The following is a 25,111-nucleotide window of genomic DNA, read 5'->3' as shown; positions in this document are numbered from 1 at the left end:
ATATGGAGAAGGGATCTTCCGTGAGCGACACCATCGACCCCACCACCACTGCCACTGAAACAGCCACCGAACCCGGCGGCATGCAGCGTCTGAAACCCAATGCCGTCGGCCTGATGGGTGTGTTGTTCATGGCCGTGGCCACCGCCGCGCCGATCACCGCAATGGTCGGCAACGTGCCCATGGCGGTGGGATTCGGTAACGGGGCGTACGCACCCGCGGGGTACCTGGTGGCCACCATCGTGCTTACGCTCTTCGCCGTCGGCTACGCGGCCATGTCCAGACACATCGTCGCCACGGGTGCGTTCTACGGATACATCTCGCACGGCCTCGGCCGCGTCGTCGGACTGGGCTCAGGATTCCTGATCACGTTGGCCTATATGGTCTTCGAGGCGTCCTTGGTCGGAATCTTCTCGTTCTTCGCGAACGACCTCTTCCGTACGTTCTTCCACGCCGACGTTCCCTGGATCCTCTTCGCGCTGATCATGCTGGCCACCAACGCGGTGCTCACCTATTTCGATCTCAACCTCGCTGCGCGGGTATTAGGTGTCTTCCTGGTAACCGAGATCTTCATGCTGGCGCTGCTGGCGCTTTCAGTGCTGTTCACCGGGGGCGGGCCACAGGGCTGGTCCTGGGAATCGCTCAATCCCCTCAACGGCTTTCACGATCTCGGCGGCGTGGTCCACGGTCCGGCCGGTCCCCTCGCAGTCGCAGGTTCTGCCGGCGTCGGCCTCTTCTTCGCATTCTGGTCCTGGGTCGGGTTTGAGTCCAGCGCGATGTATGCCGAGGAGTCAAAAAACCCTAAAAAGATCATCCCCATTGCCATAGTGACGTCAGTCGTCGGCGTGGGAATCTTCTACGTCCTGGTTTCGTGGCTCGCCATCGTCGGCACCGGCCCCGATAATGCCGTTGCACTGGCCCAGGATTCGTCGACAGCCGGTGAGATCTTCTTCGGCCCGGTCCAGAGCCACCTGGGGGTGTGGGCAGTCAATCTGTTCAAGGTGCTCCTGATGACGGGTTCGTTCGCCTGTGGCATGGCGTTCCACAACTGTGCCGCCCGCTACCTGTACGCCATCGGACGCGAGAACGTCATACCCGGGATGCGCCGGACCATCGGAGCCACCCATTCGGCACATGGCTCACCGCACGTGGCGGGGTTCGTCCAAACCGCGTTCGCCACCGTGGTGGTGCTCTTCTTCGCGCTGACCCACCGCGATCCCTACACCGGGCTCTACGGACTCATGGCTCTCCTGGGCACGACCGCAATCCTGATTGTCCAGGCGCTCACTGCTTTCGCGGTGATCTCGTACTTTCATGTGCTGCGCAATCACCCCGAAACAGCGCACTGGTTCCGAACCCTGGTGGCGCCGCTACTCGGCGGACTGGGCATGGTCTACGTCGTCTACCTACTGGCCAAACATGCTTCGTTCGCAGCCGGCACCGCGGCTAGTGACTGGATCTTCGCATCGATTCCGTGGGTGGTGGCGGCTACCGGAATCGGCGGTATCGCATTGGCTCTCGCCCTCAAGTACACCGCGCCCGCCCGCTACGAAGAACTGGGAAGAACCGTCCTGGAGGAGGCACACGAACGATGAGCTTTTCCAACATCATGGATTCGAACAGCTACGCCGGAGAACACGACGATCCGGCCACCGAAACGCTGATCACGGCAAGAGAACGCATGCTCGGCCCGTCATACCGGTTGTTCTACGAGCGGCCGGTACACCTGGTGCGCGGACAGGGCAGCCATCTGTTCGACGCCGAAGGCAACCGGTATCTGGACGCCTATAACAACGTGGCGAGCGTCGGCCACTGCCATCCCCATGTCGTCGACGCGGTCACCCGGCAGCTGTCCACACTCAACACGCACACCCGGTATCTCCATGAAGGCATCGTCGACTACTCGGAACGTCTACTGGCCACCATGCCCGGCGCCATCGACCAGGTGATGTATGCGTGCACCGGGTCGGAGGCCAACGACCTGGCGCTACGCGTGGCGCAGATGTACACCGGAGCAAGGGGAGTCATCGTGACCAGCGATGCCTACCACGGAAACACCGCAGCGGTCACCGCCATCTCCCCGTCACTCAGCGGGAGCTCCCTTGGACCGTACGTGCGCGTGGTACCGGCACCCGATAGCTATCGGACATCACCGGGCGACCTGGCCGCCAACTTCGCCGCCGCTGTCTCGGGTGCCATCGATGAATTACGTTCCGCAGATCACGGTTTCAGCTGCCTGGTGGTGGACACCATCTTTTCCTCGGATGGGATCTATCCCGACGCGTCGGTACTGGCGCCGGCTGCGGAGATTGTGCACAAGGCAGGTGGTGTACTCATCGCCGACGAGGTCCAGCCAGGATTCGCCCGCACCGGCGAGGCCATGTGGGGGTTCATTCGTCACGGTGTGGTGCCCGACCTGGTCACCATGGGTAAACCGATGGCCAATGGCATTCCGGTTTCGGCGATGGCGGCGACTTCCGAGATCCTCGCCCCATTTTCTCGGGAAGTACCCTATTTCAACACCTTCGGAGGAAACCCGGTCTCCATGGCCGCGGCGTCCGCCGTGCTAGATGTCATCGAGGATGAGAAGCTACAGCTCCATGCCGCAGAGGTAGGTGCGCTGCTGCGCACCGAGTTGAGATCCATAGCCTCGCGCCACGTCGAGCTGGGCGATATCCGGGGTACCGGCCTGTACACCGGAATCGAGATCGTCGTCGACCCCGGTTCCCGCACCCCCGACCGCGCCGGCGCACTGCGCATCGTGAACGCGCTACGAAACCGCCGGGTGTTGGTCTCGGTCTGCGGCCAGGATGGCAACGTACTGAAAGTCAGACCCCCCCTGGTGTTCTCGCGGTCGGACGTGGACTGGTTCTGCACCGAGTTCGAGGACGTCCTGAAAGGCGCCGTCTGATCGCCGGCAGGTCGTACAGTCCTCCCATGGCCATCACGGGATCCGACCGGTTTGACACAGTGATCGTCGGCGGCGGGCACAATGCCCTGACCGCCGCCGCGTATCTGGCACGCGCAGGCAAGCGGGTGCTGCTCCTGGAGCGGCTCGACGTGCTCGGCGGTGCGGCGATCTCGGCGCCGGCATTCAACGGCGTGGACGCCCGATTGTCGCGGTACTCGTATCTGGTGAGCCTGCTTCCACGCCAGATCATCGACGACCTGGGTCTTTCGGTGCGGCTGGCACGCCGCAAGTACGCGTCGTACACGCCGGACCCATCGACCGGTGGCCGGAGCGGATTTCTCGCCCGTCCAGACGATTTCGCCGAGTTCGGGAATTTGTGCGCCTCCGTCACAGAGCCGGTATGGGATTCGATGCTCGGGCCGCTGCCCACCCGCAAGCAATTGCGCACCGGCGCCTGGTCCGAGCTGATCGAGACGCCCATCGGCGAGGTGATCCGCGCGGCCACACCCGATGACCTCCAACGCGGGGTCCTCCTGACGGATGCGCTCATCGGAACATTCGCCGGCGCCGATGACCCGTCGCTGCAACAGAACATCTGCTTCCTCTATCACCAGATGAATCCCTGGGACGTTCCCATCGGTGGCATGGGCGCCGTCACCGGCTCGCTGGAATCCGCAGCACGCCGTCACGGCGCCGAATTACGCACCGGAGCAGAGGTTTTGACCGTCAGTCCCGATGGCGAGGTGTGCTACCGGATCGGTGACGACGAGCACATCGCCATCGGCGAACGTGTTCTCAGTGGTGTCACGCCCGCGGTGCTGGCCCACCTACTCGGGGAAGATCCACCGGATGGCCAGCCGGGGGCACAGGTCAAGGTCAACCTTCTCCTGCGGCGGCTTCCGCGGCTGCGCGACGAGAAGGTCACGCCGGAACAGGCTTTCGGCGGAACCTTTCACATCAACGAGACGTACACGCAGCTGGACAACGCCTATCGACAGGCGCTGGCAGGCGGCATCCCAGACCCGTTGCCGTGCGAGATCTACTGCCATTCGCTGGCCGATCCCAGCATCCTGTCGCCGGAGCTGCGCGCATCCGGGGCCCAGACGTTAACGGTGTTCGGACTACACACTCCGCATGGGCTGACGGCAACCCGCGAGGAGCTGCAGGCCGCCGTGCTCACATCGCTGAACTCGGTACTGGCCGAGCCGATCACCGATGTGGTGGCCACCGACTCCCAGGGCAACCCGTGTATCGAGACCAAGACCACTGACGACTTGGAGCGCGCCCTCGGCATGACGGCGGGAAACATCTTCCACGGCGGGTTGCACTGGCCGTTCGCAGAGGAGGACGAGCCGCTGGACACACCCGCGCGTCGCTGGGGCGTGGCCACGGACCACGATCGGATTCTGCTCTGCGGCTCGGGTTCCCGCCGAGGGGGCGGGGTATCGGGGCTCGGTGGATACCATGCCGCGATGGCGGTGCTGGGCGCTAGCTGAAGGACGCCGCCCTCTCCAGGATCGCCCGCAAGTTCTTCAGTTCGGCCTCACTCAACGCCGCCAGCGCCGCCGGCGCCGGGTCATCAAGTTCAGCGATGGCCGCGACGACACGCTGCCCCTCCTCGGTCAATGACACCCGCTTGCATCGGCGATTGTCGGGGTCGATGTGGCGTACCACCAGCCCGCGCTGCTCCAAATCGCTCACCGCAACCGTGGCCGCCGGAGCATCCAGGGCCGTGGCCTCGGCTATTCCCTTTACCGTCATGGACTGTCGCGCAAGCCTTCGCAGGATGCGCACACGACTGAAGGGAAGTCCGGTCTTCTCGACGACCATCCGTCGCCAGCCGTCACGATTGTCCAGCACCAGGCTCGCCATGGCGCGCCACACCTCGTCGGCGAGGGGCCTATCCGGCACGAGAAACCTCCCGTGCCGACGTGCTCTGGATGAGCGGCGCGAGTCGCTGCGCCGAACGCAGCGCGAAGGGAGAAGTAGACACGATACCGAGCGTAGCGATGGCCAGCCCGAGGCCCGCACACATGAACCACAGCGCGGGAGTACCTACCGAACCACACAGTGCCACACCGATGCTCACGCCCACTTGGCGACTGGTGGAGGTGACTGCCGAGGCCGCGCCGGCCCGATCCAGCGGCATACCGCTGACCGCGGCATTGGTGATCGGTGCGTTCACCATGGAGAACCCCACGCCGAAGATGGCGAAAACCACCAGGAGTTCCCACATCGGTGTCACCGTCGAAACCCGGGTGAGCAGCAGCGAGGCCGTGAAGAACAGGGCGCCCGCCGCCAGCAGTGACGGCCTCGCACCGAACCGGCCCACCATGCGGCCCGAGATCGGCGAGAACACCAGCGCCCCGATGGCAATCGGGAGATAGACCAACCCGGTGTGCATCGCCGAGAAGTGCCGCTCCCCCTGCAGGTATAGCGACATCGTGAACAGGAACGCGCTCCACGCCACGCACGCACATATCGCGGTGAGGGTGGCCGAAGCGAACGGGATGCTGCGGAAGAAGCGCAGATCGATGAAGGGGTGGCGCCGTCGGGACTCGTACCTGAGAAATACCGCGAACGCCACCAGCGCGGTGATCAGGACCGCGATGAGCTGGGGTGTGGCCCATCCCAGCGACGGCCCTTCAATAAGGGTGAACACGATGCCGAACAGAAAGAGCACCGCGAGCACCTGACCCACCGGGTCGATATCGCGCATGGTTGCCGACTTGCTCTCCGGGACAAAGATCGCCGTCAGCACGAACGCCAGGGCACACACGGGCAGGTTGATCCAGAAGACGGCCCGCCAGCCCACCCATTCGATCAGCAGCCCGCCGGCTATCGGGCCCAGCGCCATAGATATCCCCACCACCGCGCCCCAGAATCCCAGCGCCCTGGCGCGTTCCACGCGGCCGGTAAACACCTGCGAAATGATGGACAGCGCAACCGGGTTGAGCATCGAGCCACCCACCGCCTGCAGCAGACGCGCGGCGATAAGCAATCCGATGGTGGGTGCCACGCTGCACAGCAGCGAGCCCACCGTAAAGATCGACAGCCCGATGTGGAAGACCTTCCGGCGCCCCAGCCGATCTCCCGCGGCCCCGGAGAGCATGAGCAATGAGGCCAGCCCCAGGGTGTAGATATCGATGACCCATTGCAGCTGCGAGGTGCTGGCACCGAAATCCGCCCGGATGGTCGGCAGCGCGACGTTCACGATGGTGGAATCCATCGACACGATGAGCAGGCTCAGGCAGCAAGACCCCAGGATGACGATCTTGCGGCGCTCACTCAACGCCTCGACGGCAGTTTCCACATGACTATTGTGAAACTACAACTGTTAGCGATGCAAACAGATTTATGTGAGCTTTGTCATCTCCCGAGCGCTCGCTACGGGTACTGACGCTCTCCGTAGCCGGTGTAGATCTGGCGCGGACGGCCGATCTTGCCGGGCTCCGAATGGAGCTCGCGCCAGTGCGCGATCCAGCCCGGGAGTCGCCCGAGGGCGAACAGCACCGTGAACATCCGGGTCGGGAAGCCGATGGCCCGGTAGATCAGACCGGTGTAGAAGTCGACATTCGGGTACAGCTTGCGCTCGATGAAGTAATCGTCGGTGAGCGCGGCTTCCTCAAGGGCCTTGGCGATCTCGAGCAGCTGGTCGTCGCCGCCGAGCTTGCCGAGGATCTTGTCGGCCTGCTCCTTACAGATGCGTGCACGCGGGTCGTAGTTCTTGTAGACGCGGTGCCCGAAGCCCATGAGCTTGACGCCGTCTTCGCGGTTCTTGACCCGGCGGACGAAGTCGTGGGTGTCGCCGCCCTCGGCGCGGATGCGCTCCAGCATCTCCAACACCGCCTGGTTCGCACCGCCATGCAGCGGGCCCCAGAGCGCGTTGATGCCACCGGATACGGAGGTGAACAGGTTGGCGTCCGAGGAGCCGACCAACCGCACCGTCGAGGTCGAGCAGTTCTGTTCGTGATCGGCGTGCAGGATCAGGAGCATGTCAAGGGCCCGCACGATCTCCGGGTCCACCTCATAGGGCTCTGCGGGGAAGCCGAAGGTCATCCGCAGGAAATTCTCGACGAGGGTCAGCGAGTTATCCGGGTACAGGAACGGCTGCCCCTCCGACTTTTTGTACGCGTACGCGGCGATGGTAGGCAGCTTCGCCAGCAAGCGAATCGTCGACAGCTCGACCTGTGCGTCGTCATGCGGATCCAGCGAATCCTGGTAGTAGGCACTGAGCGCGTTCACGGCGCTCGAAAGCACCGGCATCGGGTGCGCGTTGCGCGGGAAGCCGTCGAAGAACCGCTTGAGGTCCTCGTGCAGCAGCGTATGGCGCTGGATCTTGGTGGTGAAATCCTCCAGCTGCTGCGGGGTGGGCAGCTCGCCGTAGATCAGCAGGTAGCTCACCTCGATGAAGGTGGACTTATCGGCCAACTGCTCAATCGGGTAACCCCGGTAGCGCAGGATGCCCTCGTCGCCGTCGATGTAGGTGATGGCGCTCTTCGTCGACGCGGTATTGACGAACCCCGCATCGAAGGTGGTGTAGCCGGTATCAGCCAGCAATTTGCCCAGCGCGAAGCCATCAGAGCCTTCGGTCGCACGGACGATATCCAGCTTGGTTTCGCCTCCGGGGTACTGGAGAGTAGCGAAATCATTGTTGTCGGCCACAGGCATCCCTTCTGAGGTTGAGCGGCTCCGTGAGAACGTTCATAGAGAAGGTAGTCGCTCTGCCTTCAGGGCGCCTGGTCAGGGTCGAGGTCGGGGGTCCACGCGGCCGCGGAGCGACCCGCGTCGGTCCCCTCTCCTGCGCACCGTCGCGAGAGCGCCATCCCACAACAACATCGCGCCCGCGGCGATGACCGCCGGCCGGAACGTGTCCTTGGCCAGCCCTGCGGTCGCGGTGGCCTTGGTGGCGGCGCTGGCCTTGGACATGTGCCCGGAGTCGAAGGGCGGCTGCGGGTCGTACTCGATGCTCAGCTGGATCGCCTTGGCCCGTTCCTCCCCGGCGATCTGGCCCGCCAGCCACAGCCCCAGATCGATACCCGCCGACACCCCCGCCGCGGTCACCACACCCTCGTGACCGGTGCGCACGATGCGCTCGTCGCCGACTGGGGTCACCCCGAAGGGTTTCAGCAGCGGCAGGGTCGACCAATGCGAGGTGGCCCGGTGACCCTCGAGCAGACCAGCTGCCGCCAACACCACCGAACCACTACACACCGAGGTGGTCCAGGTGGCCGCCGGGTGCACCCGGCGCAACCACTGCAGGAGCTGTTCATCGCGCGCGGCCATGGTCGTTCCCGGCCCTCCGGGTACCAGCACGACGTCCGGCGCGGGGGTCTCGTCAAACGAGTGCGTGGCACCGATGACCAGCACGCCGGAATCGGCGGTGACGGGCCCGGGCCGATGCCACACAAACCGGACCTCGGTGTTGGGCATGAAGCGCAAGACCTCGTACGGGCCAATGAAATCCAGCGCCGTGAAATCCGGGTACAGCACGATCGCGATCTGGGTCGTAGGGGAAGTCATAAGGAAGTCCTTTCGATTCGATGGAAGGTCTTGCGGTACTGGTCGGGTGACACACCCAGGCGGCGAACGAAGTTGCGGCGCAAGGATTCCGCGGACCCGAACCCGCAGCGGTTCGCGATCACCACCATGGTGTCGTCAGTCTCTTCGAGCTGGCGGCGAGCGGCCTCGGAGCGGATGCGCTCCACATAGGCCGACGGCGCCTCGCCAACCTCCGCGGTGAACACACGCGTGAAATGCCGCGGGCTCATCGCGGCCAGGCGGGCCAGCTCGGGCACCCGGTGCGATCCACCGGGCTGCGCCTCGATGGCCTCCTGCACGTCCCGGATCGGCATCCGCTTGGCCCGCGGCATCCATACCGGGGCTGCGAATTGGGACTGTCCGCCCGGGCGGCGCAGGTAGAGAACGAGCCAGCGCGCGACCGTCTGCGCCACCTCTGCGCCGTGATCGTCCTCGACGAGGGCCAGCGCCAGATCTATACCCGCGGTCACGCCGGCCGCCGTCCACGTCTTGTCCGAACTGCGTATGAATATCGGGTCGGGATCCACTGTGATGCTTGGGAATTCAGCGGCAAGCGTTTCGGCCATCGCCCAGTGCGTGGTGGCTCGGCAGCCATCGAGCAGGCCGGCCGACGCGGCCAGGAACGCACCGTTACAGACGCTCACCACCCGTCGGGCAGAGCGTGCCGAGGCGCGGATCCAATCCATGAGGGCGGCATCCCGCTGGACCGCGGGCACGCCGACACCGCCCGGCAGCAGCAACGTGTCACATCCCGCACCGGAGTCCGGCAGCGGCTGGGTAACCAGCTCCATACCCGAACCCGTGGACACCGGGGCGCCACCGCTCGACACCAGCGACACGTCGTAGCCCGGTGTACCGGTCAAGTACTGCGACGCGGTCGCGAACACCTCATAGGGCCCCACTAGGTCGAGGGCCTGAACCCCCGGGAATCCCAGGATCACCACCGAACGCGTCACGCTTCTCAGTCTTCGCCACCTGGACAATGGCGTCCAGGTCAGGTGTCCCACAAATTAGGACATCAGGAGTTCGGCAGCCACTGCTCTGCCGAGGCCGCGAGCAGCCGCTGGTGGTCCGCACGGTTGAGTTGCGTGTAGGCCTCGGCAAAATCCGCGAACGCGGCATCCGCGGCGTTGGGATCACTTCCCGTTCCGAGGTAGCCCGCGATCACCCCCGGCACCCCCGATTGCGCGTGGGAACGCGCGAGCGTCATCGCGCACAGCGAGCCGTACAACGCCAGATCATCGGGATCGGTGAGGCTCGCGATCTCGACAGAGCCCTTCATGTCGCGGAACTGCCGGACGTAGAAGCTGCCCCGCCGCGCCGAGGACACGTAACCGAGGAAAGGATCGCCGCTGGCCTGCATGATGCGCTGCCCGGCCACCACCCGGCGCCCATGGTCCAGCCGCAGCTCCTGCGGGAAGTACGCCTCAATCACCGAGGCCGAGGCCTCCTTCATCTGCAGGAACAACGGCGACCCATCCGCATCGGTGAGCAGCGCGAGGTAACAGCGGGTACCCACGCTGCCGACACCGACCACCCGCACGACGGCGTCCTCAAACTGATGACATGCCAACAGCGCCACGACGTCCTCGGGCACCGAACCGAAGTACTCGTCGACCATGGCCGCCGCCTCGGACAACCCCACCTCAGGGACCCGGACCGCGATGTCCTGCTGCTCGACGATCCGATAGTGACCATCGACAGTGGTCGCGGTCAGCTTCCTGAGTGCACGGTGCGAGGTGTTGCGGGATGCTTTCGAGACCGTCTCTGTCGCCAACTTGGACGCGCTCTTGGAAAGCCGGGAGACCAGCTCCAGCACCTCCAGCGCGGTCGTCTTGAGATAGAACCGATCCAGGGCGGACATCTGCGCCAATTCGTTCATCCGGGCGCGGTACGCGGCGACGGTCTTGATGGCCGTCTGGCGCACGGCATCGCCGGACATCCCGAATTCGTCGCCGAGGATCGCCACGCTCGTGACCAGGCGCTTGACATCCCACTCCCAGGGGCCGACCGCGGTTTCATCGAAGTCGTTGACGTCGAACAACAGCGCGCGGTCACGCGAGGCGAACAGCCCGAAATTGGAAAGGTGCGCGTCACCGCAGGTCTGAATCAGGACCCCGGTCGACGCCGTGCAGGCAAGATCAGACGCCATTACCGCGGCCGCGCCTCGGTAGAACGCGAACGGCGACTCCGACATTCGCTCCCTGCGCACCGGAACCAAGGACAGAATCCTGGCCTTGTTCTGCGCAGCGAGTACCGCTATCGGATCTCGCCCCGGCTCGGCGGAGAGTTCCCCGAGCCGTCGCCGTGGCATGCCATCGCGCAGCCCGCGACCGAGAGCGAGCTGCTTATCCCGCGGAAGCCGCCGAAGATCCTCGGCCGTCAGAGCAACCATGGAGTGAAACCTACTGCGGCTGTACCTGGTCCGGGTTGGTCTGGCTCTCATCGCCCTCGACGATCTCGTCCGACGTCCGGAACCGCACGAACATCGGCACGAGTAGCGCGGCAATGATCACCCCGACCACCACGAGGGCGCCACCACCGGCAGCGGCTGCCGTCGTACCCACGACGGCAGCGACCGCACCGTGCGTCACGTCGGCGACCCGCGGTCCCCCGGCGACCACCACGGTAAACACACCTTGCAACCGACCCCGCACATCGTCGGTCGCCACCGATTGCAGAATCGTCGACCGGAACGCGGCCGACACCATGTCCGCGATCCCGCCGATCACCAGGAACAGCAGGGCCATCCAGAGCAGCGGAGCATGCGCGGTGAGCCCGAAGCCCACCATTGCCAGACCCCACACCACGATGCTCACCACCACCGCGAAACCCTGACGATCGATCCGCTGGAACCAGCCGGAGAACACCCCGCCGATCACCGCACCCACCGATATCGCCGCCGACAGCAGCGCGATCACGGTGCCGCCGTCGGCGGGATCACCGAATCCCTCGTGGGCAATCTGCGGGAACAGGATCCGCGGCATCCCGAAGATCATGGCGATGAGGTCCACCACGAAGGACATCAGCACGATCTTGTGCCCCGCCAGATACCGGAAACCCTCGAGTACGTCACGAAGGCCAGAAGTATTGGCTCGCAAATCGTTTGACACACCACTCGGCGGCATCTTGTGCAGCCGGATGGTCGCCCAGATGGGCGCCACGCACGCGATCGCGTCAATCAGGTACAACGTGGATAGATCCACCCACTTCAGCAGCACCCCGGCCAGCAGCGGTCCGGCGATAAACCCGAACTGTTGAACGGTCATGTTCAGCGCGTTGGCGGCCGGCAGCTGATCGAGCGGAAGCATCCGTGGAATCGCGGCGGCACGCGTCGGTGAATTCACCGCGAAAAAGGCCTGCTGCACCGACAGCAGACACAGCACCACCCACACGTTGTTGACCGACAGCGCGGCCTGCAGCCACAGCAGTACCGAGGAGACGCCCAACCCGGTCGCGGTGATGATCAGCAGGGTCCGCCGGTCCATTCGGTCGGCCAGTGCACCGCCCCACAGACCGAACACCACCAACGGCACCAGACCGAAAACGCCCGTCAGTCCGACGTACGCCGAGCTGTGGGTGAGCGCATAGATCTGTACCGGGACCGCGAACAGCGTCAGTCCGGCACCGATGACGGTGACAACTCCGGCCAGCCACAGGCGCCGGAAATCGGCGTTCCGAAGAGGAGTGACGTCCGCAAACAATCGACTCAGACCGCACCCGCTCCACTCGTTATCGGCTAACAGACACCGAGGCGTCCAGGCTAGCTAATTTACCCGGGAGACCGCCGAATCACTCCTTCGGCTCGGATACTGCGTCAGATGGCGTGGGTGTCGCGTCGGAGTCAGCAGCCGGTGGTGCCTCCGCCGACTCGGCAGCGGGCAGTGCCTCCTCCGATTCGGATTCCGCGTCCGGCAGCTGAGCCACGAGATACTCGGCGAGACCCCCGATGGTCGGGTAGTCGAACACCGCGGTCGCGTTGATGGTGAACTTGCCGCCGAACTGGCTGTGCAGCCGGTTCCGAAGCTCGATCGCCATCAGCGAATCCGTGCCGAGGTCAAGGAACCGACTCGTCGCGGCAGGCGGTTGGGCCAGTCGCAGGAAGTTCTGTACCTCGCGCTGCAGGAATTCGGTCACGAATCCGGCCCGCTGCGGCACCGGGATCTCCATCAGCTGCTTGAGCAACTCGCTGTCGCCGGTCACCTCTCCGATGGCGCTCGGCAAGACGAGGTCCAGGATCGGTGGACGCGAACTACCCAGCACCTTCGCGGCACGCTGCCAGTTAGCCTTGATGACGGTGGCTTGTCCGGTGCCGTTGGCGATGACCTCGGCGAGAGCCGCGAGCGCCGCCGAAGGATCCAGCGGAATCAGGCCCTGCGCACTGATATTCGCGGTCGCGGCCGCCGAGGAGGCCATGCCTCCCTGCCCCCAGGGGCCGAAGTTGACACCGGTGGCCGGCAGGCCCTGTGCCCTGCGCTGCGCGATCAGGCCGTCAAGCAACGCGTTGGCCGTCGCGTAGTTGGACTGACCGGGTGAACCGAACAAGCTGGACACCGAGGAGGACACGATGAAGAAGTCCAGCTCGTCGGCCTTCGTCAACTTGTCCAGGTATCCGGCACCGAAGGCCTTGGGCGCCAACGTGGTCCGGAACCGCTCCACACTCTGCTGCCCGAGCAGCGCATCATCGAGCACGCCCGCCAGATGCGCGATGCCCGCGAGCGGCGGCAGCTCTGCACGGATCCGCTCCAGGAGCTTGGCAACCTCGGACTCTTCACCGACATCAGCGGTGAAGACGTGGATGCGCGTCTTGGAGCGCTCGGTGATCTCCTCGATCAGCCGTTGCGCGTCGGTATCGGGCGCGCGGCGGCTGGTCAACACGATGTCACCGGCGCCGAGCTGAGCCAGATAGCCCGCGGTGTGCAGACCGATCGCACCGAGACCACCGGTGATCAGGTAGGTCCGATCCGAGCGAGGTGCCAGCGGATTCGGCATCTGGCACACGATCTTGCCGATATGCCGAGCCTGCTGCATGCGCCGGAATGCCGTTCTGGCCTCCGTCAGCGGGTAGATCTCCGCGGGCAGTGGTGTCCACTCCCCCTTGTCCAGACCGTCCGACACCTCGGTCAACAAGGCGCGAATGCGCTCGGGCTCTTGGAACATCACCGTGTCCAACGCGACGATCTCGTAGGCGATATCGGGTCGGACCTCGGCCATCTGCTCCGGAGTCCAGATATCGCGCTTGGCGATCTCGGCGAAACGGCCGTTCTTCGCGGTGGCCCGCACGGTCGCCTCGACGAAACCTTCACTGGTCAGGCTGTTGAGCACCACGTCCACGCCGGCGCCGTCGGTGTCCGCCAGGATTTGATCGGCGAAATCCGTTGTGCGCGAATCGTAGACATACTTGACACCGAGCTTGCGCACCGTTGCCCGTTTGAAGGTACTCGCCGTCGCATAGACCTCAGCACCCTGCTGTTGCGCCATCTGGATGGCGGCCAATCCCACACCACCACTGGCGGCGTGGATGAGCACCCGATCGCCGGGCTTGAGCTGTGCCCAGTCGAATGCCAGCCGGACCGTCAGCGCCGCGGCGGGAATCGTGGCGGCCTCAACCGCGCTGACCCCGTCGGGAATCGGTGCCAGGAACTGAGCCGGCGCGTTGAACCGGCTGGCGAAGGCACCCTGCATGGAGCCGTAGACCCGCTGGCCCACCTCGACTTCGGTGACACCCTCACCCAATTGTGTGACGACACCGGCGAAGTCACCACCGATCGGGCCGGGATCACCCGGGTACAGGCCCAGCACGTTGAGCACGTCGCGGAAGTTGAGACCTGCGGCCTCCACCCGCACCTGCACGTAGCCCTCGTCCGGCGCCGGCACATCCTTTTCGATGATCCGCAGGTTGTCGATGGCTCCACGTTCGGTCGGCAACAGGGCGTAGTCACTCCCGCGCGGCACCGTGAGATTCCCACTGCGTGACCAGGGCAGCAACCGGGAGGCCAGCAGCTTGCCCTGCCGCACAGCGATTTCCGGCTCGTCCACGGGCGTGACCAACAGATTCGCCAGCGCCTGCACGGCCTCGGGCGAACCGTCGCAATCGACGAGCTTGGCACGCAGCGCCGGTTCCTCGTTGATTGTGGTGCGCCCGAATCCCCACAGCGACGCCTGCACCGGATCGACCCGCTCGCCGGACTCGGTGGCCACGGCCCGCTCGGTGATGATCCAGAGACCATGCGGAAGCTTCACGCCGTTCTGGGAACCGTTCTGCACCGTGTGCACGGCACTGAGCAGGTTGGCGATCTCTGTTTCGAGGCGCGCAATCTCAGTGTCGGAGAAACCGGCACCATCCTTCGCGCTCGGCCCGGCGGCACGCCAGACGACACCGGAGAACGGCACACCGCGCTCCTTGGCCTGTTCCAGCACCTGCCCGAGTAGTTCCGGATTGGTCGTGCGATCACACGGGATGCAGCCCGGCACCTTGGCAGCCAGCTCGTCGAATCCGGCGATCAGCCAGGTGCCGCTTGTCTCCACAGCTGCGTCCTCCGATGGAGGAACCGGAACCTCGTGCCAGCCAAGGGTGTACAGCAAGCGAGTGGCATCGCCACCGAGCCCGCGCAGCAGCGCCTCGCGCGGCGCACGCTTGACGGTGAACTCGCGAATCCCACCCAGGTGACGGCCATCCCGATCGAGGTAGTCGAGATCGAAGACCTGCGTCTCGCTGTCCAGTGGGCTCTCGTGCCAGCGTGCACGGCAGTAGAAGCGCCGGGGCATCTTCTCCTTCAACGTCACCTGTCCGTACCGCAAGGGCAGGAACAGGTCGTTGATACCCTGCTCGGCGGCGAGCAGGGCCGGGAACGCCGGGAAGGCGACACCCGTGCACAGGTCCATCAAGACCGGATGCATCGGCTCGGTGCCCAATTGCTCGGCGAGCTCCTCGCCGACAAGGACATCGCCGATCGCCTCACCCTGGCCGAGCCACAGTGACTTCAGAGAACCCGACCAGGTGGGGCCCCAGGCCAGTTCCAGGTCGGCAAAGATCTCGAAGAGCTCCATCGGACGCATGCGTTCCATCCGCTCGATGGCCGCATCAATGGGCTCGGAAGCCTCAGACGTCGGTTCGTCCGTGTCTTCGCCGATACCGGTGACGACGGTGCCTTCGGCGTTCAACGACCAGTCAACGTCGCGTTCACCGTAGGGACGACTGTGCACCTGGAATTTCGACCCGCTGCCATCTTCCAGCGGATGCAGAGTCAACTGCACTTCACGAGAGCTCTTCTCCGGCAAAATGATCGGCTCGTAGAAGAACACATCCTTGGCCCGTGCCGGAGTGCCGACCGCGGCCAGGGCCATCGCGGCATACGTCGCGCCGGGGACGACGACGGTGCCGTAGATGACGTGGTCGGACAGCCACGGCTGCGACCTGACCGACAACCGGCTGATGTACACGGAATCTCCGGAGGCGAGATCCTCGCCCCTACCCAGGATGCCCGCGGTCAAGCCGCCCCCGCCTTCGATGGCGGCACCGGATGACTTCGGCCAGAAACGGCGACGCTGGAAGGGATAGGTCGGCAACTCCAGCGTATTCCGGGGGTGACGTTGCAGTGCAGCGAAATTGGGCCGATGGCCACCGACGTACGCCGCGGCAAGCGCCTCGGCGATCTGGCGTCGGTCGCCAACACCCTTGCGCAGCGAGACGATTGCCCGAGGCGCGGCCAAGTGCTCCGGCCAGACCTGCACCGCGGCGCCGGTCAACACCGGCTGCGGGCCGATCTCCATCAGCACCGAGCACCCCAGTGCGGCCACGGTGCGAACGCTTTCGGCGAACTGCACCGGCTGGCGCGAATGCCGGCGCCAGTACTGAGCGTCGATGGGGGTCTGCGCCGTCAGCACGGCACCGGTGCGGTTGCACACCAACGGCAACGTCGGGGTTGCGAACTGCACTTGCGCTGCGTACGACTCGAATTCGTCGAGGACAGGGTCCAGCAACTCCGAATGGAAGGCGTGGCTGGTCTCCAGCCAGGTGCAGCGGATGCCCTCTCCCTCGAATCGCGCGACCGCTTGCTCCACGTCCTCACCCGGACCCGACAGCACAGTGTTCGGTCCGTTGTAGGCACCAATCGATACGCGCGGAAAATCGCCCGCGATCTGCTCGACATGTTTGGCGTCGCTGAACACCGCCACCATGCGCCCGCCCGCGGGCAGGCTGCCGAACAGCCGGCCGCGCTCGGCGATCAGTCGCGCACCGTCCTCGATACTGAACACGCCGGCCACGCAGGCGGCCGCGTACTGGCCCACACTATGTCCGAGCACCACATCGGGCTCGATGCCCCATGACTGCCAGAGCCGGGCCAGACCCATCTCGACGGCGAAGATCGCCGGCTGCGCAAAGGACGTGTGCCGCAGGACTTTCCCAACTTCTCCACCGGTCTCGCGATCGGTCGCGAACATCACCTCAAGCAGCGGCCGCGCCGTGATGTCCTTGACTGCTTCCGCGCAACGCGTCACGGTCTCGGCGAAAACCGGCTCGGCGTCAAACAACTCACGTGCCATACCGGGATACTGGCTGCCCTGCCCAGTGAACAGCCAGGCCGTCGTCGGATGATTCGTGTGCTCGCCACGGACCACACCGGGGCGCAGTCGGTTCTGGACCAGCTCGGCCAGACCCTCGCGCGCGGCCCCCACCGAATCCACGACCAGCGCGGCGCGATGTTCGAAGTGCGACCGGCCTCTCCCGGCCGTCAGGCACACATCCTCGATGTCGACATCCGGATGGGCGGTCAACCAGGACTCGTAACGCTGCGCTACCGCGACCAGCGCCTCCGGTGACCTGGCAGACAGCGGGAGCACACTCACCTGGTCGCCCTGCGGTTCCGGAGCGGTGTCCGGGGCCTCGGTGGCATCCTCATCCACGTCCGTCGGCCGTTGCGGGGCCTCCTCGATCAGTACGTGTGCGTTGGTTCCGGTGAAGCCAAACGAACTCACACCGGCACGACGCGGCCTACCGTCGGCCTCCCACGGAATGGCCTTGTCCACCACCCGCACCGACAACGAGTCCCACGGGATGTGCGGAGAGGGCTTGTCGAAGTGCAGGCTCTGCGGCAGCACCCCGTTTTGAAGAGACAGCACCACCTTGATGAGACCTGCCGCGCCGGAAGCTGATTCGGTGTGACCGATATTGGATTTCACCGATCCCATGAGCAACGGCCGGTCCGCGTCACGCGAGCCGCCGTAGGCCGCCGCAGCTGCCTGTACCTCGATCGGATCACCCAGCGGAGTGCCCGTGCCGTGCGCCTCGAGGTAGTCGACGTCCCCGCCCACCAGCCCGGCCCGGTCGAGCACAGCACCGATAAGCCGTTGCTGTGCACCACCATTGGGCACAGTCAAGCCGCTGGAGGCGCCGTCCTGGTTCACCGCGCTGCCGGGAATCACGGCAAGGATTCGGTCCTCGTCGCGCTGGGCGTCGCTCAGTCTCTTGAGCACGAGGATTCCGCAGCCTTCGCTGCGCACGTAACCGTCGGCGGACGCGTCGAATGTCTTGCATCGACCGACCGGCGACAGCATCCTGGCGCGTGAGGCGGCGATCACCGTCACCGGACTCAGCAGAACGTTCACACCGCCGGCCACCGCCAGGTCGCAGTCACCGGAGTGCAAGGCCTGGACGGCCTGATGAACGGCCACCAGCGCCGAGCTGCACGCGGTATCGACAGCCACCGCCGGTCCTTCAAATCCCAGCGCAAAGGCAACGCGACCGGAGATGGCGTTGAGCGCGTTGCCGGTGATGAAGTAGGGCTCGATCTTGTCGAGCGATTCCGACGACAGCAGATGCGCATACTCGTTGGCGCCCACACCCGCGAAGATGCCGGTTCGGCTGCCGCGCAATGCGGCCGGCGAGTATCCGGCCCGCTCCAGGCCCTCCCACACCGTTTCGAGCATCAACCGCTGCTGCGGTTCGATCCAGACGGCCTCGCGCGGGGAGATGCCGAAGAACTCGGGATCGAACCCATCGATGCCGTCGAGGAATCCGCCGAAGCGGGTATAGGTCTTGCCCGCGACCTCCGGATCCGGGTCGTAGAACTCGTCGATGTCGTAACGATCTTCCGGGACTTCCCGGATCGCATCGACACCGCCGGACAGCAAGTCCCAGAAGGCTTCCGGATCTGGCGCGCCGGGGAATCGGCATGACACCGCGACGATCGCAATCGGCTCATCTGTCCGTGTCACCGCGGCCTGCCGAGGCGCGGACTTGACCTGCTCGTTGAGCCCGAGCACCTCACCGAGCAGGTAGTCGGCGACATCGGAAATGCGGGGATGATCCATCACCAGGGTGACCGGTATCTCCTCGCCGACACCTTGCTCCATGCGACGCCGCAATTCGACGGCCATCAGCGAATCCATGCCGAGGTCGAAGAAGCCGGCATCCTCACGGATCTCCGATACGTCCACGCGCGTGACCTCTGCCACCGCGTCGCGCAGGTAGTCGGTCAAGAGCTTCTTGCGCTGCTGGATGGGAGCGCTCGCGAGCCGCTCGACCAACTGCGTCTTGCCCGACTGTGTGACCGCCGGCGATGCGGCCAGGTGCGAGGGCACCTCACGCTCCAGCTCCGTCAGGAATGCTCGCCTCCCTGCCTGCTGGTAGAGCGGCAGGAATCGCGCCCAGTCGATGCGGGCGATGACGCCCTGCGCCCCGCCGTTCGATCGGGAGGCCGACACGACGTCGGCAAGGCCCGCCAGTGCATCCGCCGGTGACAACGTCTTGATCCCACGTTGCTCCAGTCGCGCACGGGATTCCGCGTCCGCCATGCCCGCACTCCACGGACCGAAGTTGACGCTGGTTCCCGCAATGCCTTGCTCGCGCAGACGCCAGGCGAGCCCGTCGAGGAAGGCGTTGGCCGCGCTGTACGCGGTCTGACCGAAGCCACCCCAGACCGAGGCGATGGAGGAGGTGCTGATGAAGAAGTCCAGCTTCAGGTCAGCCGCAGCCTCGCTCAAATACCAAGCACCCCAGACCTTGCCGGCGAATACGCGATCCACTTCGGCGTCGTCGAGGTCGCTGAGCGGAGTGGTACTGATCTCCCCCGCAGCGTGGACGATGCCCGCCAACGGGGGCAGCTCGGCCTGCACGCCGGCCAGTAGGCGCGCAACGTCGTGCGCATCCGCGACATCGGCGGTGACGACCCGGATTTCGCAGCCGTGTTCCACGCCCAAAGCGTCAATGCGCTGGCGCACGGACTCGCTGGGTTCGCGCCGGCTCGTCAGCACCAGATTCTTGGCACCGTGCGCCGCCAAGTATCCGGCGATCTCCAGTCCGATCGAACCCAGTCCACCGGTCACCAAATACGTTGCGTTGTCACGCACTTCCAGCGGCTTGCCGCTCGGCAGTTCTTCGCGCCGAACCAGCCGGGGAACGTAGACCGCGTGATCGCGCAGCGCGATCTGGTCTTCCCTCATGGCCGCGTCGGTCGACGCGGAGGCACGAGCGATGAACTGTGACCATTCGTCAGCACTGGCGTCGGCCAGATCGGCGAGTCCGCCCCACACCTGCGGAAGCTCCAGCGCTGCCGCACGGCCGAATCCCCACAGGGCACTCTGTTCGGGCGCCACGGTGTCGGCGTCGACGATTCGCTGTGCACCCCGGGTGAGCAACCAGATGGGAGCCCGCAATTCGGCAGCGGCGGCGGCCCGGAAGAGTCGCCGTGTTCCGGCCAGCACCTGGTGCTGGATCCGTAGCAGAGACCGCGCCGAGGGAGAGCCCGCGTCAAGGGCCGCGACGTGCACGATGCGTAGTGCCTGTTCATGCGCCGAGGCGTCGGCTGCCACAGCGCGCAACGCAGCGGCGAGCTGTTGCTCGTCGGCGTCGGACGCGGGTAATCCGAAGATCCGATGCTGGTGCCCACGCGCGGTCAGCGCCTCGACCAGCGGTGCGGCCGCGCCGGATACCTCGCCTACGAGAATCCAGGTAATGCCCGCACCGGATTCCGCACCGGACAGTGGCGTGGGTGACTTATCCCAGCGGAACTGGTAACGGTCATCGGCAATGGTTTGGGTGGTGCGTTGCTGGTTATGTTGTGCTGCAAGCTTTGTCAGCACCGCAAGAGTCTGTTGATCACCACCGGCACCGCCGAGCAGATTCGCCAGTTCCTCGATCTTTCCGTCCTCGAGCAGCCGAACCGCCTCGGTGCGCGGGCCGCCGGCACGCTGCGGCCGATTCGTGGTGTCGTCGCGTCCGTTAGCGTCTCGCCTATCGCTGAACCAGTACTGGCGATGCTCGAACGGATACGTGGGCAGGTCGATCTTTCGCGCGTGCCCGTGTCGGAACGCACCGAAGTTGGGCACGTGGCCCAAGACGTACGCGTCGGCAGCGGCTTCGGTGATCTGTCGGTGGTCTGCGGTGTTGCGACGCAGCGACGCGATCGCCCGCGGAGCGGTGGCCGGGTCGGGCCACGCGCGCAAGGCTGCGGCCGTGAGCACCGGCTGTGGACCGATCTCTAACAGCACCTTGCAGTTCAGGTCGGCGAGAGTGCGCACGCTCTTGGCGAACTCCACCGGTTGGCGCGCGTGGCGACGCCAGTACGCGCCATCAAGTTTCGTGCTTCTGCCGAGCGCGGCACCAGTCCTGTTGTCGATCAGAATCCGTTGTGGAGTCTTGTAATTGAACTGCCCCGCATATGATTCGAATTCGTCGAGGATCGGATCCAGCAAGGCCGAATGGAACGCGTGACTGGTCTCCAGGAAATCGCATCGCACGCCCTCAGCAACGAGGCCCGCCACCGCTTTCTCCAGATCCTGTGCGGGACCTGACAATACGGTGTTAGCACCGTTGTAGGCGGCAACCGACAGACTGGGGAACTCGTCGGTCAGGCTCTCCACGCGCTCGGCAGCGGCGAACACCGCCGCCATCCGGCCACCTGCGGGCAGACTGCCGAACAGGCGGCCACGCTCGGCCATCAGCCGTGCGCCGTCCTCCAGACTGAACACACCTGCGACGCAGGCCGCCGAGTACTGGCCGACGCTGTGACCCAACACCACGTCCGGCTCGAAGCCCCACGACTGCCAGAGTCGGGCCAGGCCCATCTCCACCGCGAACAAGGCGGGTTGAGCGTAGGAGGTCTGCCGCAACGCCTCTCCAGCTTCCGGGCCGTCCACATCGAAAATAACATCCAGCAAAGGCTTTTCGAGAACATCCGCGACTACCGCTGCGCAGTGCTTCAGCGTTTCGGCGAACACAGGTTCGGTGTCGAACAACTCCCGGGCCATGCCCGGGTACTGGCTGCCCTGACCGGTAAAGAGCCATGCGGTCTTCGGCACGTCATAGGATTCGCCACGACCAAGGCCCGGAGCCGGGCGGTCGTCGGCGACAGCGCCGAGCAGCTCCACGGCTGCTTCTCGGGAGTTGACCACCAGCGCGGCCCGGTGCTCCAGGTGTGCTCGCGCCACTCCGGCGGTGAGGCACACGTCTGCCAACGTGGCTTCCGGGTGCGCGTTCAACCAGCTGCGGTATTGATCGGCGATCTGCACCAACGCGGCGGGTGTGTGTGCCGAGAGCGGCAGAATGCTGAACCGGTTCCCTATCGACTGGGGCTCCCCGGCCGTGTCGGTCTCGATCGGTGCCGCTGCCTGCTCGGGGGCCTCTTCGAGAATGACGTGAGCGTTCGTCCCGGCGAATCCGAATGAGCTAACTCCCGCAATGCGCGGCCGCGCGTTGCGCTCCCAGGCGGTGGCCTCCTTGACGATCTCCACCGGGAGCCGGTCCCAGGGAATGTGCGGCGACGGATTCTGAAAGTTGCGGTGCTGCGGCAACAATTCGTTCTCGAGCGACAGGACGACCTTGATGACACCCGCGATACCCGCGGCCGCCTCCAGATGTCCGATGTTCGTCTTCGCCGATCCGATCAACAACGGATCGTTCGTTTCGCGGCCGATGCCATAGGCCGCGCCAGCGGCCTGGGCCTCGATCGGATCGCCCAGCGATGTTCCGGTGCCGTGCGCCTCCAGATACCCGACGTCACGTGGTGCGACACCGGCACGCTTGAGCGCATCGGCGATAACACGCTGCTGAGCAACGCCATTGGGCACCGTCAACCCGCCCGATGCGCCGTCCTGGTTAATCGCACTGCCGCGGATCACGGCCCGGATCCGATCACCGTCGCGGATCGCGTCCTCAAGGCGCTTGATGACGATGACACCGGATCCCTCACCACGGACGTAGCCGTCTGCGGCCGCGTCGAAGGTCTTGCACTTGCCGTCGGGCGCGAGCATGTGCGCATGCGAGAACGTGATCATTGTCGCGGGGGTCAGCAGGACGTTCGCACCGCCGGCCAGCGCGAGGTCGCACTCTCCGAGTTGAAGCGCTTGGCACGCTTGATGAATTGCTACCAATGACGAGCTGCACGCTGTGTCGACGGCAACCGAGGGTCCCTGCAGCCCCAGTCGGTAGCTGATGCGGCCCGCTGCCGCTGCGTTCGAGGTACCGATGGCCATGTAGGCCTCGATCTCGGGGAAGGTCAGCTCATCAGATGCCATTCCCAGGTAGTCATGGGTGGCCAAGCCGACGAACACGCCGGCATTGGTCTCGGCCAAATCCGTTGGGGCGATTCCGGAATGCTCCACCGCTCGCCACGCCATCTCCAGCAACAGTCGGTGCTGCGGGTCCATCAGCCTGACCTCGCGCGTCGACATACCGAAGAACGGCGCATCAAACCCCGTCACGTCGTCGACAAAGCCCGCACGACGGGTCACGACCTTGCCGGGAGCTCCGGGTTCAGGGTCAAAGAACTCATCGGCGTCCCACCGGTCGGCAGGCACTTCGGATATCGCGTCACGGCCCTCACGCAGCACGTCCCAGAACTCGTCCGCGTTGGCGGCACCGGGAAAACGCGCTGCATATCCGATGATTGCAAAACGTGGGGCTGGCTTGATCGGATGGTCAGCGGATTCCATGCTGAGGCCTCCTTGCGTCGGCGGGTGGGGAGAGTGGCCCTCGACGTCGTCGGGCGAGAATGTGACTCTGGACATCGGCGGGTGCGAACGCGACTCTAGCCGAACAAGTATCGTGCGCACTGTCGTTCCCAAACTTCGTGGTAACTAGGACAAGGAGTTCTAGTTATTCCCGGTATGCCATGTGGCGCATGGGGTTTCCGGGTCTCGGTCGACCGCCGGTTGCGCGGTCAAACCGAGGGTATGTTGGGCCACCGACGAGAGATGCCGGAGCGGGGCCGGCCGAGCGAGAGGACGGCGCGTTGCGCATAGGAACGATAACGGTTGGCGCACTTGATGAATGGACGTTGAGCCCCGGCTCCGTCACCTCGTGGCACCCCACCCCTGCCGCGGCGGAGAAGGCCCGGCAAGCACCTGTGAGTTTGGTGCCAGTCAGCTACATGCAGAGTCAACATCTGCGAAATTACTACGAACGGAACGCAGCTGGCCTAAACTTCTCCCGCCAAATTATCGCCAGCTGCGATGTTGCGGGTCAGTGCGATATCTCCGCGATGGACCATGCCCTCAACACATACCTGCGTAGGCATGACACCTTCCGCAGCTGGTTCGAGCGCACCGACGACGGGGGGTTCATCAGGCACTCGATCAGCGATTCAAGCGACATCGAGTTCGCGCCTGTAACGCAAGGGCATATGTCGGTCGATGACATACGTAGCCACGTCATCGATATACCGAGTCCATTGGAATGGGGATGCTTCACCTTTGGAATTATCCAGAGCGAGAACCACTTTACGTTTTTCGCTGCCATGGATCACGTGCACGGCGACGCGACGTTGATCGGCACCACGATGATGGAAGCCAACGGAATGTACTCGGCGTTGAGCGGAGGCGGCCAGGCTCTCACGCTGCCCGATCCCGGCAGCTTCGACGACTTCTGCACTCGCGAGCGCGAGTTCACATCGGCATTGACGCTGGACTCGCCCGGGGTGCGCGCGTGGATTGACTTTGCCGAGAACAACAATGGAACCTTCCCCGAGTTCCCGCTTCCACTGGGCAATCCGTCGGAAGCGACCAACAGCACCATGACGTCCCTGTCACTGATGAGTCCGGAGCAGACGGACCGATTCGAGTCCGCCTGCTCGACTGCCGGCTCACGGTTTGTCGGCGGCTTGTTCGCCTGCCTCGGTCTGGTTGAGCACGAATTCACCGGGGCGCTCACGTATTACGGCCTGACTCCGAGGGATTCCCGTACAGCTAGCGATAACTTCATGACGCAAGGCTGGTTTACCGGCCTGATCCCGATCACCGTTCCGATCGCGGCAACCTCGTTCAACGATGCCGCATACGCCGCGCAGACCGCTTTCGATTCGAGTCTGGACATGTCCCGGGTGCCGTATTACCGGGTACTGGAATTGGCACCGTGGCTCAAATGGCCGGAACCGAACTTTCCGGTGTCGAACTTCTTCCACGGGGGTGCGGCTCCGCTCAACGCCATTCTCGCGGCGGGCGAGCTGGGCCTTGCCGACAACATCGGAATCTATCCGGACGGCCGCTTCTCCTATCAGCTGACCATCTACATATTCCGCTACGGGGAGGGCACGGCGATGGCGATCATGCACCCCGACAACCCGATCGCCGAGAAGTCGTCTCTGCGCTACATGGAGGCGATGAAGTCGGTGTGCATGCGGGTCGCGGACAGCGGGCACTGGGGACGCGTCGCGTAGCTTGAGC

At 64.9% G+C, this 25,111-nt stretch carries 12 protein-coding genes; 4 read left to right on the top strand and 8 right to left on the bottom strand.

The annotated features are described in order from the left end of the window. Positions 1 to 20 precede the first annotated feature (20 nt). The 3 genes from DSM43276_RS03905 to DSM43276_RS03895 are packed head-to-tail and all read left to right on the top strand — an operon-like array spanning position 21 to position 4,404. A complete protein-coding gene (locus tag DSM43276_RS03905; protein ID WP_078330766.1) occupies positions 21 to 1,592 on the top strand; it encodes an APC family permease in 1,572 nt (523 codons plus the stop codon). Beyond that, on the top strand, positions 1,589 to 2,908 hold the full coding sequence (locus DSM43276_RS03900; RefSeq protein WP_078330741.1) for an aspartate aminotransferase family protein: 1,320 nt from the start codon (positions 1,589 to 1,591) through the stop codon (positions 2,906 to 2,908). Before DSM43276_RS03905 ends, DSM43276_RS03900 begins: the two co-directional genes overlap by 4 nt. A 26-nt stretch (positions 2,909 to 2,934) precedes the next feature. Then, positions 2,935 to 4,404 (top strand): phytoene desaturase family protein, encoded by a 1,470-nt coding sequence (locus DSM43276_RS03895; RefSeq protein WP_078330740.1) that lies wholly within the window; start codon positions 2,935 to 2,937, stop codon positions 4,402 to 4,404. Here DSM43276_RS03895 and DSM43276_RS03890 read toward each other — a convergent pair. The 8 genes from DSM43276_RS03890 to DSM43276_RS03855 all read right to left on the bottom strand — a co-directional run bounded on the left by DSM43276_RS03890 (position 4,397) and on the right by DSM43276_RS03855 (position 23,383). Beyond that, positions 4,397 to 4,780, bottom strand: coding sequence for a MarR family transcriptional regulator (locus DSM43276_RS03890; RefSeq protein WP_078330765.1), 384 nt, complete (start codon positions 4,778 to 4,780; stop codon positions 4,397 to 4,399). The genes DSM43276_RS03895 and DSM43276_RS03890 overlap by 8 nt on opposite strands. Positions 4,781 to 4,808: 28 nt before the next feature. Then, entirely contained in the window at positions 4,809 to 6,221 is a 1,413-nt protein-coding gene (locus DSM43276_RS03885) for a DHA2 family efflux MFS transporter permease subunit (protein WP_078330739.1), read from the bottom strand. Positions 6,222 to 6,295: 74 nt separating this feature from the next. Beyond that, the gene (locus DSM43276_RS03880; RefSeq protein ID WP_169053031.1) at positions 6,296 to 7,579 is read right to left on the bottom strand and encodes a citrate synthase; all 1,284 of its coding nucleotides are present in this window, start codon (positions 7,577 to 7,579) and stop codon (positions 6,296 to 6,298) included. A 72-nt stretch (positions 7,580 to 7,651) separates the two neighbouring features. After that, the gene (locus tag DSM43276_RS03875) at positions 7,652 to 8,431 is read right to left on the bottom strand and encodes a DJ-1/PfpI family protein (protein WP_078330738.1); all 780 of its coding nucleotides are present in this window, start codon (positions 8,429 to 8,431) and stop codon (positions 7,652 to 7,654) included. Beyond that, complete coding sequence (locus tag DSM43276_RS03870; protein WP_078330737.1) at positions 8,428 to 9,405, bottom strand: GlxA family transcriptional regulator; 978 nt, start codon at positions 9,403 to 9,405, stop codon at positions 8,428 to 8,430. Before DSM43276_RS03870 ends, DSM43276_RS03875 begins: the two co-directional genes overlap by 4 nt. Positions 9,406 to 9,467: 62 nt before the next feature. Next, a complete protein-coding gene (locus tag DSM43276_RS03865; protein WP_078330736.1) occupies positions 9,468 to 10,844 on the bottom strand; it encodes a DUF2252 domain-containing protein in 1,377 nt (458 codons plus the stop codon). A 10-nt stretch (positions 10,845 to 10,854) separates the two neighbouring features. Beyond that, complete coding sequence (locus DSM43276_RS03860; protein WP_078330735.1) at positions 10,855 to 12,153, bottom strand: MFS transporter; 1,299 nt, start codon at positions 12,151 to 12,153, stop codon at positions 10,855 to 10,857. Positions 12,154 to 12,241: 88 nt separating this feature from the next. Further along, the gene (locus DSM43276_RS03855; protein ID WP_078330734.1) at positions 12,242 to 23,383 is read right to left on the bottom strand and encodes a type I polyketide synthase; all 11,142 of its coding nucleotides are present in this window, start codon (positions 23,381 to 23,383) and stop codon (positions 12,242 to 12,244) included. Positions 23,384 to 23,682: 299 nt separating this feature from the next. On the opposite strand from DSM43276_RS03855, the gene DSM43276_RS03850 reads away from it, so the two are divergent. After that, positions 23,683 to 25,104, top strand: a complete 1,422-nt coding sequence (locus tag DSM43276_RS03850; RefSeq protein WP_078330733.1) for a condensation domain-containing protein — start codon at positions 23,683 to 23,685, stop codon at positions 25,102 to 25,104. Positions 25,105 to 25,111: the final 7 nt, after the last annotated feature.

Source organism: Mycobacteroides salmoniphilum, from assembly GCF_004924335.1.
GTDB lineage: Bacteria > Actinomycetota > Actinomycetes > Mycobacteriales > Mycobacteriaceae > Mycobacterium > Mycobacterium salmoniphilum.
The sequence above is the reverse complement of the archived record's forward strand: the minus strand, read 5'-3'. Positions and strand labels throughout refer to the sequence as shown.

What these genes read in the sequence shown, in the direction of transcription:
- DSM43276_RS03895 (WP_078330740.1), top strand. Translation starts at nt 2,935, where the DNA reads ATGGCCATCACGGGATCCGACCGGTTTGACACAGTGATCGTCGGCGGC.
- DSM43276_RS03900 (WP_078330741.1), top strand. Translation starts at nt 1,589, where the DNA reads ATGAGCTTTTCCAACATCATGGATTCGAACAGCTACGCCGGAGAACAC.
- DSM43276_RS03890 (WP_078330765.1), bottom strand. Translation starts at nt 4,780, where the DNA reads ATGGCGAGCCTGGTGCTGGACAATCGTGACGGCTGGCGACGGATGGTC.
- DSM43276_RS03855 (WP_078330734.1), bottom strand. Translation starts at nt 23,383, where the DNA reads ATGGAATCCGCTGACCATCCGATCAAGCCAGCCCCACGTTTTGCAATC.
- DSM43276_RS03865 (WP_078330736.1), bottom strand. Translation starts at nt 10,844, where the DNA reads ATGGTTGCTCTGACGGCCGAGGATCTTCGGCGGCTTCCGCGGGATAAG.
- DSM43276_RS03875 (WP_078330738.1), bottom strand. Translation starts at nt 8,431, where the DNA reads ATGACTTCCCCTACGACCCAGATCGCGATCGTGCTGTACCCGGATTTC.
- DSM43276_RS03880 (WP_169053031.1), bottom strand. Translation starts at nt 7,579, where the DNA reads ATGCCTGTGGCCGACAACAATGATTTCGCTACTCTCCAGTACCCCGGA.